We start from the raw sequence: 17,482 nt of genomic DNA on the forward strand, positions 1-17,482 counted from the left end.
TCGCTGGTATTTGACGTAGAGTGGTCAGGTAAGCCGTGGTTTACACGGCTTTTTTGTGGAAAGGCTTCAGTATTCCTGAGTACCGTTAAATCCTTTCAGGGACTAAAAACGCGTTATGTTGTCTGCGAATCAACCAATAAGCGAAAACTTGCCAGCTCATGGCTGTCGCCATGTAGCAATCATCATGGATGGCAATGGCCGCTGGGCGAAAAGACAAGGGAAGATACGAGCCTTTGGGCATAAAGCTGGGGCGAAATCTGTTCGCCGCGCCGTATCTTTTGCCGCCAATAACGGCATTGATGCGTTAACGCTCTATGCTTTCAGCAGTGAAAACTGGAATCGACCGCCGCAGGAAGTGACTGCGTTGATGGAATTGTTTGTGTGGGCGCTCGACAGCGAAGTAAAAAGCCTGCACCGCCACAACGTCCGCTTGCGCATTATCGGTGATACCAGTCGTTTCAACTCACGTCTGCAGGAACGCATTCGTAAAGCGGAAGCGGTGACCGAAAATAATACCGGTCTGACGCTCAATATCGCGGCGAATTACGGCGGACGTTGGGACATTATCCAGGGTGTTCGGCATCTGGCTGAGCAAGTTCAGGAAGGGCTGTTAAGACCCGACCAAATTGATGAAGAGGCGCTGGGTCAGCAAATCTGCATGAACGAACTGGCACCTGTGGATTTGGTTATTAGGACAGGGGGAGAACATCGAATCAGTAACTTTTTGCTTTGGCAAATTGCCTATGCCGAACTTTACTTTACGGATGTTCTTTGGCCCGATTTTGATGAACAAGACTTTGAAGGTGCGCTGAATGCCTTTGCCAATCGTGAGCGTCGCTTCGGCGGCACTGAGCCAGGCGCCGAAAAAGTCTGATGGGGGTAGCTTTTGCTGAAGTATCGCCTGATTTCCGCTTTTGTATTAATACCCATCGTTATCGCGGCGCTGTTTTTACTGCCGCCGGTGGGATTTGCCATTGTCACGCTGGTGGTGTGTATGCTCGCCGCGTGGGAATGGGGGCAGCTTAGCGGCTTTACTTCGCGCACTCAGCGGGTATGGCTGGCTGTACTCTGTGGCCTGTTACTGGCGCTGATGCTGTTGTTGTTGCCTGAGTATCATCACAATATCCATCAGCCATTGATTGAGGGTTCCCTGTGGGCCTCGCTGGGCTGGTGGGTTGTCGCATTGCTGCTGGTGCTTTTTTATCCCGGCTCTGCAACATTCTGGCGTAACTCTAAAACGCTGCGCCTGATTTTCGGCCTGCTCACAATTGTTCCTTTTTTCTGGGGTATGCTTGTGCTGCGTGTCTGGCACTACGACGACAACCACTACAGCGGCTCACTGTGGCTGCTCTATGTGATGATTCTCGTCTGGGGTGCTGACTCCGGGGCCTATATGTTTGGTAAACTCTTTGGCAAACATAAACTGGCGCCGAAAGTGTCGCCTGGTAAAACCTGGCAGGGGTTCATCGGCGGTCTGTTTACGGCGGCGATTATCTCCTGGGGATATGGCATGTGGGCGAATCTTGACGTTGCGCCGAGCACGCTGCTGATTTGTTCTATTTTTGCCGCACTGGCGTCCGTTCTTGGGGATTTAACCGAGAGCATGTTCAAGCGTGAAGCAGGGATCAAAGACAGCGGTCACCTTATCCCAGGACATGGTGGAATACTGGATCGCATCGATAGCCTGACGGCTGCGGTACCGGTCTTCGCATGCCTGTTGTTGCTGGTATTTGGCACGATTTAACGGAAGGTTTTATGCTGAGCATCCTATGGAATCTGGCGGCGTTCATTGTTGCACTTGGTGTACTCATCACTGTGCACGAATTTGGCCATTTCTGGGTTGCGCGGCGTTGCGGTGTGCGGGTCGAGCGTTTTTCGATTGGCTTCGGTAAAGCGCTTTGGCGTCGCACTGACCGCCATGGTACTGAGTTTGTTATTGCGCTGATCCCGCTCGGCGGCTACGTGAAAATGCTGGATGAGCGCGTAGAGCCTGTTGCGCCTGAGATGCGCCACTACGCCTTCAACAACAAAACCGTCGGCCAGCGCGCCGCCATCATTGCTGCCGGTCCGGTAGCGAACTTCATCTTCGCCATCTTCGCCTATTGGCTGGTGTTTATCATCGGTGTCCCTGGTGTTCGTCCGGTTGTTGGTGAAATAACCGCCAACTCCATCGCCGCGACGGCGCAAATTGCACCGGGCATGGAACTTAAAGCGATCGATGGTATCGAAACCCCTGATTGGGAAGCTGTCAGGCTGCAATTGGTTTCTAAAATCGGCGATGATCAGACCACCATCACTGTTTCACCCTTTGGTGCCAGTCAGCGTCAGGACAAAGTCCTCGATTTGCGTCACTGGGCGTTTGAGCCAGATAAAGAAGATCCGGTTGCGGCATTGGGCATTCGCCCACGCGGTGCGCAGATCGAACCGGTGTTAGCTGAAGTGCAGGCTGATTCGGCGGCGAGTAAAGCAGGTTTGCAAGCGGGCGACAGGATCGTTAAAGTCGATGGTCAACCGTTAACACAATGGATGACGTTTGTTATTCTGGTGCGCGATAATCCTGGCACACCGCTGGCAGTTGAGATCGAACGACAGGGGAGTCCGCTCTCCTTGACGCTAATCCCGGACACCAAGCCGGGTGGTGGTAAGGCAGAAGGATTTGCGGGCGTAGTGCCCAAAGTGATTCCGCTGCCAGATGAGTACAAGACAATACGCCAGTATGGGCCGTTCAGCGCCATCCTTGAAGCCACGGATAAAACATGGCAACTGATGAAGCTGACGGTCAACATGTTGGGGAAATTGATTACCGGTGACGTAAAACTGAACAACCTCAGTGGGCCGATTTCTATCGCTCAAGGGGCTGGGATGTCAGCGGAATTCGGGGTGATTTACTATCTCATGTTTCTCGCGCTCATTAGCGTGAACCTCGGGATAATCAACCTGTTCCCGCTTCCCGTATTAGACGGGGGGCATCTGCTGTTTTTAGCGATCGAAAAGCTAAAAGGTGGACCGGTATCCGAGCGAGTTCAAGACTTTAGTTATCGCATTGGCTCGATACTGCTAGTGCTGTTAATGGGGCTTGCGCTTTTCAATGATTTCTCTCGGTTGTAAGAGAGATAGTTAGGAAGAATGCATAATAACGATGGCGATGAAAAAGTTGCTCATAGCGTCGCTGCTGTTTAGCAGCGCAACCGTATACGGTGCTGAAGGTTTCGTAGTGAAGGATATTCATTTCGAAGGTCTTCAGCGTGTCGCCGTCGGTGCGGCCCTCCTCAGTATGCCAGTTCGCCAGGGCGACACGGTTAATGATGAAGATATCAGTAACACCATTCGTGCACTGTTTGCCACTGGCAACTTTGAGGACGTTCGCGTCTTGCGCGATGGTGATACGCTGCTGGTTCAGGTGAAAGAACGCCCGACGATTGCCAGTATCACTTTCTCCGGTAACAAATCGGTGAAAGACGATATGCTCAAGCAAAACCTTGAAGCATCTGGTGTTCGTGTGGGTGAATCTCTGGACCGCACAACCCTGTCCGACATCGAAAAAGGACTGGAAGATTTCTACTACAGCGTTGGTAAGTACAGTGCGAGCGTCAAAGCCGTTGTCACTCCGCTGCCGCGTAACCGCGTCGATCTGAAACTCGTCTTCCAGGAAGGCGTTTCAGCGAAGATCCAGCAGATCAACATCGTGGGCAACCACGCGTTCAGTACGGACGAGCTGATCTCTACCTTCCAGCTGCGCGATGAAGTGCCGTGGTGGAACGTAGTCGGCGATCGTAAATACCAGAAACAGAAGCTGGCGGGCGATCTCGAAACCCTGCGTAGCTACTATCTGGACCGCGGTTATGCCCGTTTCAACATTGACTCTACTCAGGTCAGTCTGACTCCGGACAAGAAAGGTATCTACATTACGGTTAACATCACTGAAGGCGATCAGTACAAGCTTTCCGGTGTTGAAGTAAGCGGAAACCTGGCGGGTCATTCCGCTGAGATCGAGAGTCTGACCAAGCTTGCACCGGGTGAACTGTATAGCGGCGCGAAAGTAACCAAAATGGAAGACGGCATTAAAAAGCTGCTCGGCCGTTATGGTTATGCCTACCCGCGCGTACAGACTCAGCCAGAAATCAACGACACGGATAAAACCGTTAAGCTCCACGTTAACGTGGATGCGGGTAACCGTTTCTATGTGCGTAAAATTCGCTTTGAAGGTAACGATACCTCCAAAGACTCCGTACTGCGTCGCGAAATGCGCCAGATGGAAGGCGCATGGTTGGGCAGCGACCTCGTTGACCAAGGTAAAGAGCGTCTGAACCGTCTGGGTTACTTCGAAACGGTCGATACCGATACACAGCGCGTATCAGGCAGCCCGGATCAGGTAGACGTGGTTTACAAGGTGAAAGAGCGTAACACCGGTAGCTTCAACTTCGGCGTGGGTTACGGCACCGAAAGTGGCGTGAGTTTCCAGGTCGGCGTTCAGCAGGATAACTGGTTAGGTACGGGCTATTCCGTTGGTATCAACGGTACCAAGAACGACTACCAGACCTATTCCGAGTTCTCTGTTACTAACCCATACTTCACCGTTGACGGTGTGAGCCTGGGCGGTCGTATTTTCTATAACGACTTTAAAGCAGACGATGCGGACCTGTCCTCGTACACCAACAAAAGTTACGGTGTGGATGGCACGCTTGGCTTCCCGATTAACGAATACAACACCCTGCGTGCTGGTTTAGGTTACGTGCATAACGACCTGTCCAATATGCAACCGCAGGTGGCAATGTGGCGTTATCTGGACTCTATCGGTCAGTCGGCGAGCACCTCCAGCGACAACAACGGTTTCGCTGCAGATGACTTCACCTTCAACTACGGTTGGACGTATAACCGCCTTGACCGTGGTTTCTTCCCGACAGCGGGTTCTCGCGTCAACCTGAACGGTAAAGTGACCGTTCCGGGTTCTGATAACGAGTTCTACAAAGTTACGCTGGACACGGCGTCTTACTTCCCAATTGATGAGGATCACAAGTGGGTTGTACTCGGTCGTACACGTTGGGGTTACGGTGATGGCTTAGGTGGCAAAGAGTTGCCATTCTATGAGAACTTCTATGCCGGTGGTTCCAGCACAGTACGTGGTTTCCAGTCCAATAACATTGGTCCGAAAGCGGTGTACTACGGCGGCAACGACTCTGATAACTGTGATAAGAAGTCTTCGTCAGAAGTCTGTAGCTCTGATGACGCGGTGGGCGGTAACGCCATGGGCGTCGCCAGCCTGGAGATCATTACGCCTACGCCGTTCATCAGCGATAAGTATGCGAACTCTGTGCGTACCTCGTTCTTCTGGGATGCGGGTACCGTGTGGGATACCAACTGGGATAACACTGCACAGATGAAAGCAGAAGGTGTGCCGGATTACAGCGATCCGAGCAACATTCGCATGTCTGCAGGTATCGCATTACAATGGATGTCACCGTTGGGGCCGTTGGTCTTCTCCTACGCCCAGCCGTTTAAGAAATACGATGGAGACAAAGCGGAACAGTTCCAGTTTAACATTGGTAAAACCTGGTAATTATCCGTTGCAATGGAATGCGTTGGCAGTGTAGCGCTGACAACCGGCGATCGCATAGACGATCGCCTTGCCACGCAAAGAACGGTACCTTCGGGTACCAATGGGATGGTAAGGAGTTTATTGTGAAAAAGTGGTTATTAGCTGCAGGTCTGGGTTTGGCAATGGTGACTTCTGCTCAGGCAGCGGACAAAATTGCAATCGTCAACATGGGTAATCTTTTCCAGCAGGTAGCCCAGAAAACGGGTGTTTCTGCGACTCTGGAAAACGAATTTAAAGGCCGTGCTGGTGAACTGCAAGGTATGGAAAACGATCTTCAGTCCAAAATGCAGCGTCTGCAGCGTGATGGTTCTACCATGAAAGCGAGCGACCGTAGCAAGCTGGAAAAAGACGTAATGGCTCAGCGTCAGACTTTCTCTCAGAAAGCACAGGCTTTCGAGCAGGATCGTCAGCGTCGTTCTAACGAAGAGCGTGGCAAACTGGTAACTCGTATTCAGTCTGCTGTGAAAGCTGTTGCAGCCGATCAGAACATCGATCTGGTTGTTGATGCGAATGCCGTTGCTTTCAACAGTAGCGATGTGAAAGACATCACTGCTGATGTACTGAAACAGGTTAAATAAGTAATGCCTTCAATTCGACTGGCTGATCTCGCTCAGCAGTTGGATGCAGAATTACACGGTGATGGCGATATCGTCATCACCGCTGTTGCGTCCATGCAATCTGCTAAAGCAGGCACAATAACGTTCATGGTAAGCCCGAAGTACCGTGAGCACCTGGCTCAATGCCAGGCGTCTGCTGTCGTTCTGACGCAGGACGACCTTCCGTTTGCCACGACAAGCGCACTGGTAGTAAAAAATCCCTACCTGACTTACGCGCGTATGGCTCAAATTCTTGATACCACGCCGCAGCCGGCGCAGAACATTGCTGCCAGTGCAGTTATTGATCCGACGGCGAAGCTGGGTAATAACGTTGCAATTGGCCCGAACGCCGTTATCGAATCCGATGTTGTTCTCGGTGATAACGTGGTGATTGGCGCGGGTTGTTTCGTGGGTAAACAGACTAAAATTGGTGCAGGCTCCCGTTTGTGGGCCAATGTGACCGTCTATCATGAGATCGAAATCGGCGAAAATTGCCTGATCCAGTCCAGTACCGTGATCGGTTCGGATGGGTTTGGTTATGCCAACGATCGTGGTAACTGGATTAAGATCCCTCAGCTCGGCCGGGTAATTATCGGCGATCGCGTTGAGATCGGCGCATGCACAACGATTGACCGCGGTGCCCTCGACGACACCATCATTGGTAATGGTGTTATCATTGATAACCAATGTCAGATTGCGCATAACGTTGTGATTGGCGACAATACAGCTGTTGCAGGTGGCGTGATCATGGCAGGCAGTCTGAAAATTGGCCGTTACTGCATGATCGGTGGTGCCAGCGTGATTAACGGGCATATGGAAATATGCGACAAGGTCACGGTGACAGGCATGGGTATGGTGATGCGTCCTATCACTGAGCCTGGTGTCTACTCCTCCGGCATTCCGCTGCAACCGAACAAAGTGTGGCGTAAAACCGCAGCTCTGGTGATGAACATTGATGATATGAGCAAGCGTCTCAAAGCGATTGAGCGCAAAATCGATCAACAAGACTAAACGTTCATCCCTATAACGCTAAATTTCCCGGCCTGTCGGCTTTCTTATAAACCGGCAGGCCGTGTTATTATTGCTATTCAGTAAATTTTGACAGGAAGAGTATTTTGACTACCGACACTCATACTCTGCATATTGAAGAGATTTTAGAGCTTCTGCCGCACCGCTACCCGTTTTTGCTGGTAGATCGTGTGCTGGATTTTGAAGAAGGTCGTTTTCTGCGCGCAGTGAAAAATGTCTCTGTAAATGAGCCATTCTTCCAGGGACATTTCCCTGGTAAACCTATCTTCCCGGGTGTGTTGATCCTGGAAGCGATGGCACAGGCTACCGGTATTCTGGCGTTTAAAAGCGTCGGTAAACTGGAGCCAGGTGAACTGTATTACTTCGCGGGTATTGATGAAGCGCGCTTTAAGCGCCCAGTCGTGCCTGGTGATCAGATGATCATGGAAGTGACTTTTGAAAAAACGCGCCGTGGCCTGACGCGCTTCAAAGGCGTTGCGCTGGTTGACGGCAAAGTTGTTTGCGAAGCGACCATGATGTGTGCGCGTAGCCGGGAGGCCTGATACGTGATTGATAAATCCGCCTTTATTCATCCAACCGCCATTGTGGAAGAGGGCGCCGTTATTGGTGCTAACGCCCACATTGGTCCTTTTTGTATTGTCGGACCCCATGTCGTTATTGGCGAGGGTACCGTACTGAAATCTCACGTGGTGGTGAATGGTCATACGACTATTGGCCGCGATAATGAGATCTATCAGTTTGCCTCCATTGGCGAAGTGAACCAGGATCTGAAATATGCTGGCGAACCGACCCGTGTGGAAATCGGCGATCGCAACCGCATTCGCGAAAGCGTCACCATTCATCGTGGCACAGTACAGGGTGGTGGATTGACGAAGGTGGGCAGCGACAACCTCTTTATGGTCAACGCGCATATCGCGCACGACTGTACTGTGGGCAGCCGCTGTATCCTCGCCAACAACGCAACGCTGGCAGGACACGTATCGGTTGACGATTTCGCAATCATTGGCGGCATGACCGCAGTCCATCAATTCTGCATCATTGGTGCACACGTGATGGTCGGCGGTTGCTCCGGTGTGGCGCAGGATGTCCCACCGTATGTGATTGCGCAGGGCAACCATGCGACGCCGTTTGGCGTCAACATTGAAGGTCTCAAGCGTCGTGGCTTTAGCCGCGAAGCGATTACCGCGATCCGCAACGCGTACAAACTGTTGTACCGTAGCGGCAAAACGCTGGAAGAGGCCAAGCCAGACGTTGCAGAGCTGGCAGAACAGCACCCTGAAGTGAAAGCGTTCACCGAGTTTTTTGAACGCTCAACTCGCGGTCTGATCCGTTAATGGTCGACACTCGTCCATTAACGATAGCCCTGGTCGCCGGAGAAACCTCCGGCGATATTCTTGGTGCAGGTCTTATCCGCGCACTCAAGGCTCGCGTACCCAATGCCCGCTTTGTCGGCGTGGCAGGCCCGCTGATGCAGGCCGAAGGCTGTGAAGCCTGGTACGAAATGGAAGAGCTGGCGGTGATGGGCATTGTTGAAGTGCTAGGCCGTTTGCGCCGCCTGCTGCACATCCGTGCCGATCTCACCCGTCGTTTTACCGATCTCAAACCCGATGTGTTCGTCGGGATCGATGCCCCTGATTTCAATATTACCCTCGAAGGGAACCTGAAAAAGCAGGGTATCAAAACGATCCACTACGTCAGTCCGTCCGTCTGGGCGTGGCGACAGAAACGTGTTTTCAAAATAGGCAGATCGACCGATCTGGTGCTTGCTTTTCTGCCTTTCGAAAAAGCGTTTTACGATAGATTCAATGTTCCCTGCCGCTTTATCGGCCACACCATGGCAGACGCCATGCCGCTGGATCCGGATAAAAACGCGGCGCGCGATATTCTTGGCATTCCTCACGACGCCCACTGCCTGGCCCTGTTGCCAGGGAGCCGCGGTGCTGAAGTGGAAATGCTCAGCGCCGATTTCCTGAAAACGGCGCAAATCCTTCGCCAGACTTACCCCGATCTTGAAGTCGTTGTGCCGCTGGTAAATGCCAAACGCCGCGAGCAGTTCGAGCGTATCAAAGCCGAAGTGGCCCCTGATCTGCACATCCACCTTCTGGATGGCAAAGGCCGCGAGGCGATGTTCGCCAGCGACGCTGCGCTGCTGGCCTCGGGAACTGCGGCGCTGGAATGCATGCTCGCGAAATGTCCGATGGTAGTGGGTTATCGCATGAAGCCGTTCACCTTCTGGCTGGCGAAACGTCTGGTGAAGACGGATTATGTCTCATTACCTAACCTGCTTGCCGGGCGCGAGCTGGTGAAAGAGTTACTGCAGGATGAGTGTCAGCCTCAGGCATTAGCTGATGCGCTGCTGCCCTTGCTGGCAGACGGCAAAACCAGCCACCAGATGCATGACACTTTCCGGGAGTTGCATCAGCAGATCCGCTGTAATGCCGATGAGCAGGCGGCTGATGCGGTGCTGGAGTTAGCAAAATGATGGAATTTGTTTACCCTCACACGCACCTGGTTGCGGGTGTGGACGAAGTCGGACGCGGTCCGCTGGTAGGTGCGGTAGTGACCGCTGCCGTGATCCTCGATCCGGCTCGCCCGATTGTCGGGCTGAACGACTCAAAAAAGCTGTCTGAAAAACGCCGTCTGGCGTTGTTCGATGAGATTAAAGAAAAAGCGCTGGCGTGGAGCTTAGGCCGCGCCGAGCCAGAAGAGATCGACACGCTGAACATTTTGCATGCCACGATGCTGGCGATGCAGCGTGCCGTTGCCGGGCTGAATATTGTCCCTGAATATGTGCTGATCGACGGAAACCGCTGTCCTGCGCTGCCTATGCCGTCGATGGCGGTGGTGAAGGGCGATAGCCGTGTGGCTGAAATCAGCGCAGCGTCTATCATTGCCAAAGTCACGCGCGATGCCGAAATGGCCGCGCTGGACCTCACCTTTCCCCAGTATGGCTTTGCCCAGCACAAGGGGTATCCAACCGCTTTCCATCTGGAAAGACTGGCTGAACACGGCGCAACTGAACATCATCGGCGCAGTTTTGGTCCGGTGAAACGCGCACTGGGACTGGTGTCCTGAATCAATACGCAAGCAATTAAGTAACGCGGAATCTGAAGATGGCTGAACCACGTTTCGTACACCTGCGGGTGCATAGCGACTACTCCATGATTGATGGGCTGGCGAAGACCGGGCCGCTGGTAAAAAAGGCGGCCTCCCTTGGCATGCCTGCGCTGGCGATCACCGATTTCACCAACTTATGCGGTCTGGTGAAGTTCTACGGAACGGCGCACGGCTCCGGCCTGAAGCCGATTGTCGGCGCGGATTTTCACGTCCAGTGCGATTTGATCGGCGATGAGCTGACGCAGATTTCCGTGTTAGCCATGAATAACACCGGCTACCAGAACCTGACGCTGCTGATTTCCCGCGCCTACCAGCGCGGCTACGGCGCGGCGGGTCCGTGGATCGATCGCGAGTGGCTGGCAGAACTGAACGAAGGCTTACTGCTGATCTCCGGTGGCCGCCTGGGCGATGTGGGCAAAAGCCTGCTGCGCGGCAACAGCGCATTGGTGGATCAGTGCGTTGCATTTTATGAAGAACACTTCGCGGATCGTTTCTATCTTGAGCTGATCCGCACCGGTCGTCCTGATGAAGAAAGCTATCTGCATGCGGCGGTGGCCCTTGCGGAAGAACGCGGTCTGCCCGTCGTCGCGACCAACGACGTGCGTTTCCTTGAGCCTGGCGACTTTGATGCGCACGAGATCCGCGTGGCCATCCACGATGGTTTTACTCTCGACGATCCCAAGCGTCCGCGTAACTATTCGTCGCAGCAGTACATGCGCAACGAAGACGAAATGTGTGAGCTGTTTGCCGACATTCCGGAAGCGCTGGAAAACAGCGTCGAAATTGCCCGCCGTTGTAACGTCACTGTTCGTTTAGGCGAATACTTCCTGCCGCAATTCCCGACCGGTGATATGACCACCGAAGATTTCCTCGTGGTGAAATCGAAAGAGGGTCTGGAAGAGCGTCTCGAATTCCTGTTCCCGGATCCGGCCGAACGCGCCGAAAAACGTCCGGCCTACGATGAGCGTCTGGATATTGAACTCCAGGTGATCAACCAGATGGGGTTCCCCGGCTACTTCCTGATCGTTATGGAGTTTATCCAGTGGTCGAAGGATAACGGCGTGCCGGTCGGCCCTGGGCGTGGTTCCGGTGCGGGTTCACTTGTCGCCTACGCGCTCAAAATCACCGACCTCGATCCGCTGGAATTCGACCTGCTGTTTGAACGTTTCCTTAACCCGGAACGTGTTTCGATGCCCGACTTCGACGTTGACTTCTGCATGGAGAAACGCGACCAGGTGATTGAGCACGTTGCGGACATGTACGGTCGTGACGCGGTATCGCAGATTATTACCTTCGGTACGATGGCGGCGAAAGCGGTTATCCGCGACGTGGGGCGCGTCCTCGGCCATCCGTACGGTTTTGTCGATCGCATCTCCAAACTGGTGCCACCTGATCCAGGTATGACGCTGGCGAAAGCCTTTGAAGCGGAACCTCAGCTGCCGGAAATCTACGAAGCTGACGAAGAGGTGAAAGCGCTGATCGACATGGCGCGCAAGCTGGAAGGTGTCACGCGTAACGCCGGTAAACACGCCGGTGGCGTGGTCATCGCGCCGACTAAAATCACCGATTTTGCCCCGCTGTATTGCGATGAATCAGGGCAACATCCGGTCACCCAGTTTGATAAGAACGACGTAGAGTACGCGGGCCTGGTGAAGTTCGACTTCCTTGGTTTGCGAACGCTCACTATCATCGACTGGGCGCTGAAGATGATTAACCCGCGCCGGGCCAAACAGGGCCTGGAGCCGATTGATATCGCCGCCATCCCGCTCGATGATAAGAAAAGCTTCGACATGCTGCAGCGCTCGGAAACCACAGCGGTATTCCAGCTTGAATCGCGCGGCATGAAAGATCTGATTAAACGTCTTCAGCCCGACTGCTTCGAAGATATGATCGCACTGGTGGCCCTGTTCCGTCCGGGGCCGTTGCAGTCAGGGATGGTAGATAACTTTATCGACCGTAAGCATGGTCGCGAAGAGATCTCTTACCCTGACGTCCAGTGGCAGCACGAGTGTCTGAAACCCGTTCTTGAGCCAACCTACGGCATTATTCTGTACCAGGAACAGGTGATGCAGATTGCTCAGGAGCTTTCCGGCTACACCCTTGGCGGCGCGGATATGCTGCGTCGTGCGATGGGTAAGAAAAAGCCGGAAGAGATGGCCAAGCAGCGCGGCACCTTTGAAGAGGGTGCGAAAAGCCGTGGCGTTGACGGTGAGCTGGCGATAAAAATATTTGACCTGGTAGAGAAATTCGCTGGTTACGGATTTAACAAATCGCACTCTGCTGCTTATGCGCTGGTTTCGTATCAAACCCTGTGGCTGAAAGCGCACTACCCGGCAGAATTTATGGCGGCCGTAATGACCGCCGATATGGATAACACCGAGAAAGTGGTCGGCCTGGTCGACGAATGCTGGCGCATGGGGCTGAAAATCCTGCCTCCTGATATTAACGCCGGGATGTACCATTTCCACGTCAACGACGACGGCGAAATTGTCTACGGGATTGGCGCCATCAAGGGCGTAGGCGAAGGTCCAATCGAAGCCATTATCGAAGCGCGTAACAATGGCGGTTACTTCCGCGAGCTTTTCGATCTCTGTGCCCGTACCGACACTAAAAAGCTGAACCGCCGGGTGCTGGAAAAACTGATTATGTCCGGGGCGTTTGACCGCCTCGGGCCGCATCGCGCAGCGCTGATGAATTCCCTCGCCGATGCGCTGAAAGCCGCCGATCAGCACGCAAAAGCGGAAGCGATCGGTCAGGCGGATATGTTTGGCGTGCTGGCAGAAGAGCCTGAGCAAATTGAGCAATCATATGCCAACTGCCAGCCGTGGCCGGAACATACGGTGCTGGAAGGGGAGCGTGAGACGTTAGGGTTGTACCTGACGGGGCACCCGATCAACCAGTATCTGAAAGAAATTGAGCGCTATGTCGGAGGCTACAGGCTAAAAGACATGCATCCGACAGAACGTGGTAAAATGACCACGGTGGCGGGGCTCGTCATTGCTGCGCGGGTTATGGTCACCAAGCGCGGTAATCGCATCGGCATCTGTACGCTGGATGACCGTTCCGGGCGGCTGGAGGTGATGTTATTCACCGAAGCGCTGGAAAAATACCAGCATTTGCTGGAAAACGACCGCATACTTATCGTCAGCGGACAGGTCAGCTTTGATGACTTCAGCGGCGGGCTTAAAATGATGGCCCGTGAAGTGATGGATATTGACGAAGCCCGGGAAAAATATGCTCGCGGGCTTGCTATCTCGCTGACGGACAGGCAAATTGATGACCAGCTTTTAAACCGACTCCGTCAGTCTCTGGAACCCCATCGATCGGGGACCATTCCAGTACATCTCTACTATCAGAGGGCGGATGCACGCGCGCGGTTGCGCTTTGGTGCAACGTGGCGTGTCTCTCCGAGCGATCGTTTACTTAACGATCTCCGTGGCCTCATTGGTTCGGAGCAGGTGGAACTGGAGTTTGACTAATACAGGAATACTATGAGTCTGAATTTCCTTGATTTCGAACAGCCGATTGCAGAGCTGGAAGCGAAAATCGATTCTTTGACAGCGGTAAGCCGTCAGGATGAAAAACTGGATATTAACATCGACGAAGAAGTGCATCGTCTGCGTGAAAAAAGCGTAGAACTGACGCGCAAAATCTTTGCCGATCTCGGCGCATGGCAGATTGCCCAGCTGGCTCGTCATCCACAGCGCCCGTACACCCTGGATTATGTCCGCCTGGCGTTTGATGAATTTGACGAACTGGCAGGCGATCGCGCTTATGCTGACGACAAAGCCATTGTTGGCGGTATCGCTCGCCTGGACGGTCGCCCGGTGATGATCATTGGTCATCAGAAAGGCCGTGAAACCAAAGAGAAAATCCGTCGTAACTTTGGGATGCCAGCGCCGGAAGGCTACCGTAAGGCCCTGCGCCTGATGGAAATGGCAGAGCGCTTTAACATGCCGATCGTGACCTTTATCGACACCCCGGGTGCATACCCAGGTGTTGGTGCAGAAGAGCGCGGTCAGTCTGAAGCTATCGCACGTAACCTGCGTGAAATGTCGCGTCTGTCCGTTCCGGTGATTTGTACCGTGATCGGTGAAGGCGGTTCCGGTGGCGCACTGGCTATCGGCGTGGGCGATAAAGTGAATATGCTGCAGTACAGCACCTATTCCGTTATCTCCCCTGAAGGCTGTGCGTCCATTCTGTGGAAGAGCGCAGACAAAGCGCCGCTGGCAGCGGAAGCAATGGGTATCATCGCACCACGTCTGAAAGAGCTGAAACTGATCGATACCGTGATCCCAGAACCACTGGGTGGCGCGCACCGTAAGCCGGAAGTGATGGCCGCTTCCCTTAAGGCGCAGCTGCTGGCTGATTTGGCCGATCTCGATGTGCTGAGCAAAGAAGACCTGCTCAACCGTCGCTATCAGCGCCTGATGAGCTACGGTTACGCGTAAGTTGCACACATAAATCTTAAAAGCCGCACACTGTTGCGGCTTTTTTTATACCTGCCGTTTACCTCGGCTATGCTTATCTAATGTTTTTCAAGGAGGTAGACCATGAACATCATTGCTATCATGGGTCCACATGGCGTCTTTTATAAAGACGAGCCCATCAAGGAGCTGGAAAAATCACTGCAGTCCCGCGGATTTCAGCTTATCTGGCCGAACAACAGCGCCGATCTGCTAAAGGTTATCGAACACAATCCGCGCATCTGTGGCGTCGTTTTCGACTGGGATGAGTACGACCTGGAGCTGTGCAGCGATATCAATCAACTTAATGAATATCTGCCGCTGTACGCCTTTATCAATACCCATTCGACGATGGATGTCAGCGCTCATGATATGCGCATGGCGCTGTGGTTTTTTGAGTATGCCCTCGGCGCTGCCGACGATATTGCGACGCGCATCGAGCAATACACGCATGAGTATCTCGATAACATCACGCCTCCTTTTACCCGCGCGCTGTTCAATTACGTAAAAGAGGGCAAATACACCTTCTGCACGCCGGGCCATATGGCGGGTACGGCGTATCAGAAAAGCCCGGTGGGCTGCCTGTTCTACGATTTCTTTGGCGGCAACACGCTGAAAGCGGATGTCTCGATTTCGGTCACAGAGCTGGGATCGCTGCTGGATCACACCGGCCCGCACCTAGAGGCGGAAGAGTATATTGCCCGCACCTTCGGCGCCGAGCAGAGTTATATGGTGACGAACGGCACGTCGACTTCCAATAAGATTGTCGGGATGTACGCCGCCCCGGCCGGAAGTACGCTGCTGATTGATCGCAACTGTCACAAATCGCTGGCCCATCTGCTGATGATGAGCGATGTCGTCCCGCTCTGGCTGTCGCCGACGCGAAATGCGTTAGGCATCCTGGGGGGCATTCCACGCAGGGAGTTTTCCCACGCCGCCATAGAACAAAAAGTCGCATCTGTTGAGGGGGCGAGCTGGCCCATTCACGCCGTGATCACCAACTCGACCTACGACGGGCTGCTATACAACACTAACTGGATCAAACAGACGCTGGATGTCCCCTCGATCCACTTTGATTCCGCCTGGGTTCCTTACACAAATTTCCACCCGATCTATGCGGGCAAAAGCGGAATGAGCGGTGAGCGGGTGCCGGGCAAAGTGTTCTTCGAAACCCAGTCGACGCACAAGATGCTGGCGGCGTTCTCGCAGGCATCGTTGATCCACATTAAGGGTGAATACGACGAAGAGACCTTCAACGAAGCCTTTATGATGCACACCACCACATCGCCGAGCTATCCGCTGGTGGCCTCGATTGAAACGGCAGCCGCGATGCTGAGGGGGAATCCGGGCAAACGCTTGATCAATCGTTCGGTGGAGCGAGCGCTCCATTTCCGCAAAGAGGTCCAGCGACTCAAAGACGAAGCCGACGGCTGGTTCTTTGATATCTGGCAGCCGGAGGAGATTGATGAAGCGGAGTGCTGGTCCGTCGCGCCAGGCGAGAGCTGGCATGGATTCCGCGATGCTGATGCGGATCATATGTTCCTCGATCCGGTAAAAGTCACCATTCTGACGCCGGGAATGGATGAGCAGGGGACGATGAGCGATGACGGCATTCCCGCGGCGCTGGTGGCGAAATTCCTCGATGAGCGCGGCGTAGTGGTGGAGAAAACCGGGCCGTACAATCTGCTATTTTTGTTCAGTATTGGCATCGATAAAACCCGCGCAATGGGGCTATTACGGGGACTGATGGAGTTCAAACGTGCCTACGATCTCAATCTGCGGGTAAAAAATATGCTGCCGGATCTGTATGCCGAAGATCCAGATTTCTACCGCAACATGCGGATCCAGGATCTGGCTCAGGGGATCCACAAGCTGATCCGCCAGCACGATCTGCCCCGGTTAATGCTACAGGCGTTTGACGTTTTACCTGAAATGAAACTGACGCCGCACAAAGCCTGGCAACGTCAGGTGAAAGGGGAAGTGGAAACTATCGAGCTGGAAAATCTGGTGGGACGCATATCGGCGAATATGATCCTGCCTTATCCGCCAGGCGTTCCGCTTTTGATGCCGGGCGAGATGATTACCGAACAAAGCCGGGCTGTGCTCGATTTCCTGCTGATGCTGTGCTCGGTGGGGCGGCACTATCCCGGGTTTGAGACCGACATTCACGGGGCGAAACGCGATGAAAACGGCGGCTACTGGGTGCGAGTCTTAAAAAATAGCTGAGCCCTTGCGTGCCAGGGGGCTCGGTTGTAACGTTTACTCCTCATAAAAAGGAGAGGCTATGCTGGGTTTAAAACAGGTTCACCATATTGCGATCATTGCGACTGACTATGCCAAAAGTAAGGCATTTTATTGCGACATTCTCGGGTTCACGCTGATGAGCGAAGCGTATCGCGCCGAGCGTGATTCGTGGAAAGGTGACCTGGCGTTGAACGGGCAATATGTGATTGAGCTTTTCTCATTTCCTTTCCCGCCAGCACGCCCGTCGCGGCCTGAAGCCTGTGGGCTTCGCCATCTGGCCTTCAGCGTAGGGGATATCGAGCAGGCGGTGCAGCATCTCGACGCGCATGGCGTGAAGTGCGAAGCCATTCGCATCGATCCCTTTACCGACAAGCGCTTTACGTTCTTCAACGATCCGGACGGTTTGCCGCTGGAGCTTTATCAGCAGTAATGCT

General features: G+C 53.6%; 14 protein-coding genes. All 14 read left to right on the forward strand.

Annotated elements, in window-relative coordinates:
- Positions 1 to 115: 115 nt before the first annotated feature.
- The 14 genes from ispU (at position 116) to ACB496_RS04035 (ending at position 17,478) form a co-directional block, all read left to right on the forward strand.
- Positions 116 to 874, forward strand: a complete 759-nt coding sequence (gene ispU, locus ACB496_RS03970) for a (2E,6E)-farnesyl-diphosphate-specific ditrans,polycis-undecaprenyl-diphosphate synthase (RefSeq protein ID WP_100777556.1) — start codon at positions 116 to 118, stop codon at positions 872 to 874.
- Positions 875 to 886: 12 nt separating this feature from the next.
- A complete protein-coding gene (gene cdsA, locus ACB496_RS03975; RefSeq protein ID WP_371974512.1) occupies positions 887 to 1,744 on the forward strand; it encodes a phosphatidate cytidylyltransferase in 858 nt (285 codons plus the stop codon).
- Positions 1,745 to 1,755: 11 nt separating this feature from the next.
- A complete protein-coding gene (gene rseP / locus ACB496_RS03980) occupies positions 1,756 to 3,108 on the forward strand; it encodes a sigma E protease regulator RseP (RefSeq protein ID WP_102104631.1) in 1,353 nt (450 codons plus the stop codon).
- Positions 3,109 to 3,139: 31 nt separating this feature from the next.
- Complete coding sequence (bamA, locus tag ACB496_RS03985) at positions 3,140 to 5,557, forward strand: outer membrane protein assembly factor BamA (protein WP_102104632.1); 2,418 nt, start codon at positions 3,140 to 3,142, stop codon at positions 5,555 to 5,557.
- A 122-nt stretch (positions 5,558 to 5,679) separates the two neighbouring features.
- Positions 5,680 to 6,174, forward strand: coding sequence for a molecular chaperone Skp (gene skp, locus ACB496_RS03990; protein ID WP_100777552.1), 495 nt, complete (start codon positions 5,680 to 5,682; stop codon positions 6,172 to 6,174).
- 3 nt (positions 6,175 to 6,177) lie between these two features.
- A complete protein-coding gene (gene lpxD, locus ACB496_RS03995; protein WP_100777551.1) occupies positions 6,178 to 7,203 on the forward strand; it encodes a UDP-3-O-(3-hydroxymyristoyl)glucosamine N-acyltransferase in 1,026 nt (341 codons plus the stop codon).
- A 104-nt stretch (positions 7,204 to 7,307) separates the two neighbouring features.
- Positions 7,308 to 7,763 carry a 3-hydroxyacyl-ACP dehydratase FabZ gene (fabZ, locus tag ACB496_RS04000; protein WP_007373234.1) on the forward strand — a complete coding sequence of 152 codons (456 nt, stop codon included), beginning with the start codon at positions 7,308 to 7,310 and terminating at the stop codon, positions 7,761 to 7,763.
- A gap of 3 nt (positions 7,764 to 7,766) precedes the next feature.
- Entirely contained in the window at positions 7,767 to 8,555 is a 789-nt protein-coding gene (gene lpxA / locus ACB496_RS04005) for an acyl-ACP--UDP-N-acetylglucosamine O-acyltransferase (RefSeq protein ID WP_371974513.1), read from the forward strand.
- Positions 8,555 to 9,703, forward strand: a complete 1,149-nt coding sequence (lpxB, locus tag ACB496_RS04010) for a lipid-A-disaccharide synthase (protein ID WP_181827358.1) — start codon at positions 8,555 to 8,557, stop codon at positions 9,701 to 9,703. Before lpxA ends, lpxB begins: the two co-directional genes overlap by 1 nt.
- Positions 9,700 to 10,296 (forward strand): ribonuclease HII, encoded by a 597-nt coding sequence (gene rnhB, locus ACB496_RS04015; protein WP_102104634.1) that lies wholly within the window; start codon positions 9,700 to 9,702, stop codon positions 10,294 to 10,296. The genes lpxB and rnhB overlap by 4 nt, the downstream gene beginning before the upstream one ends.
- A gap of 38 nt (positions 10,297 to 10,334) precedes the next feature.
- Positions 10,335 to 13,817 (forward strand): DNA polymerase III subunit alpha, encoded by a 3,483-nt coding sequence (dnaE, locus tag ACB496_RS04020; RefSeq protein ID WP_371974514.1) that lies wholly within the window; start codon positions 10,335 to 10,337, stop codon positions 13,815 to 13,817.
- A 12-nt stretch (positions 13,818 to 13,829) separates the two neighbouring features.
- Positions 13,830 to 14,789: an acetyl-CoA carboxylase carboxyl transferase subunit alpha gene (gene accA / locus ACB496_RS04025; protein ID WP_100777546.1), complete on the forward strand. Its 960-nt coding sequence runs from the start codon at positions 13,830 to 13,832 to the stop codon at positions 14,787 to 14,789.
- A gap of 102 nt (positions 14,790 to 14,891) precedes the next feature.
- On the forward strand, positions 14,892 to 17,030 hold the full coding sequence (locus tag ACB496_RS04030) for a lysine decarboxylase LdcC (RefSeq protein WP_371974515.1): 2,139 nt from the start codon (positions 14,892 to 14,894) through the stop codon (positions 17,028 to 17,030).
- Positions 17,031 to 17,088: 58 nt separating this feature from the next.
- The gene (locus ACB496_RS04035; RefSeq protein WP_100777544.1) at positions 17,089 to 17,478 is read left to right on the forward strand and encodes a VOC family protein; all 390 of its coding nucleotides are present in this window, start codon (positions 17,089 to 17,091) and stop codon (positions 17,476 to 17,478) included.
- The last annotated feature ends 4 nt before the right edge of the window (positions 17,479 to 17,482 follow it).

The organism is Lelliottia nimipressuralis (assembly GCF_041464075.1).
GTDB lineage: Bacteria > Pseudomonadota > Gammaproteobacteria > Enterobacterales > Enterobacteriaceae > Enterobacter > Enterobacter nimipressuralis.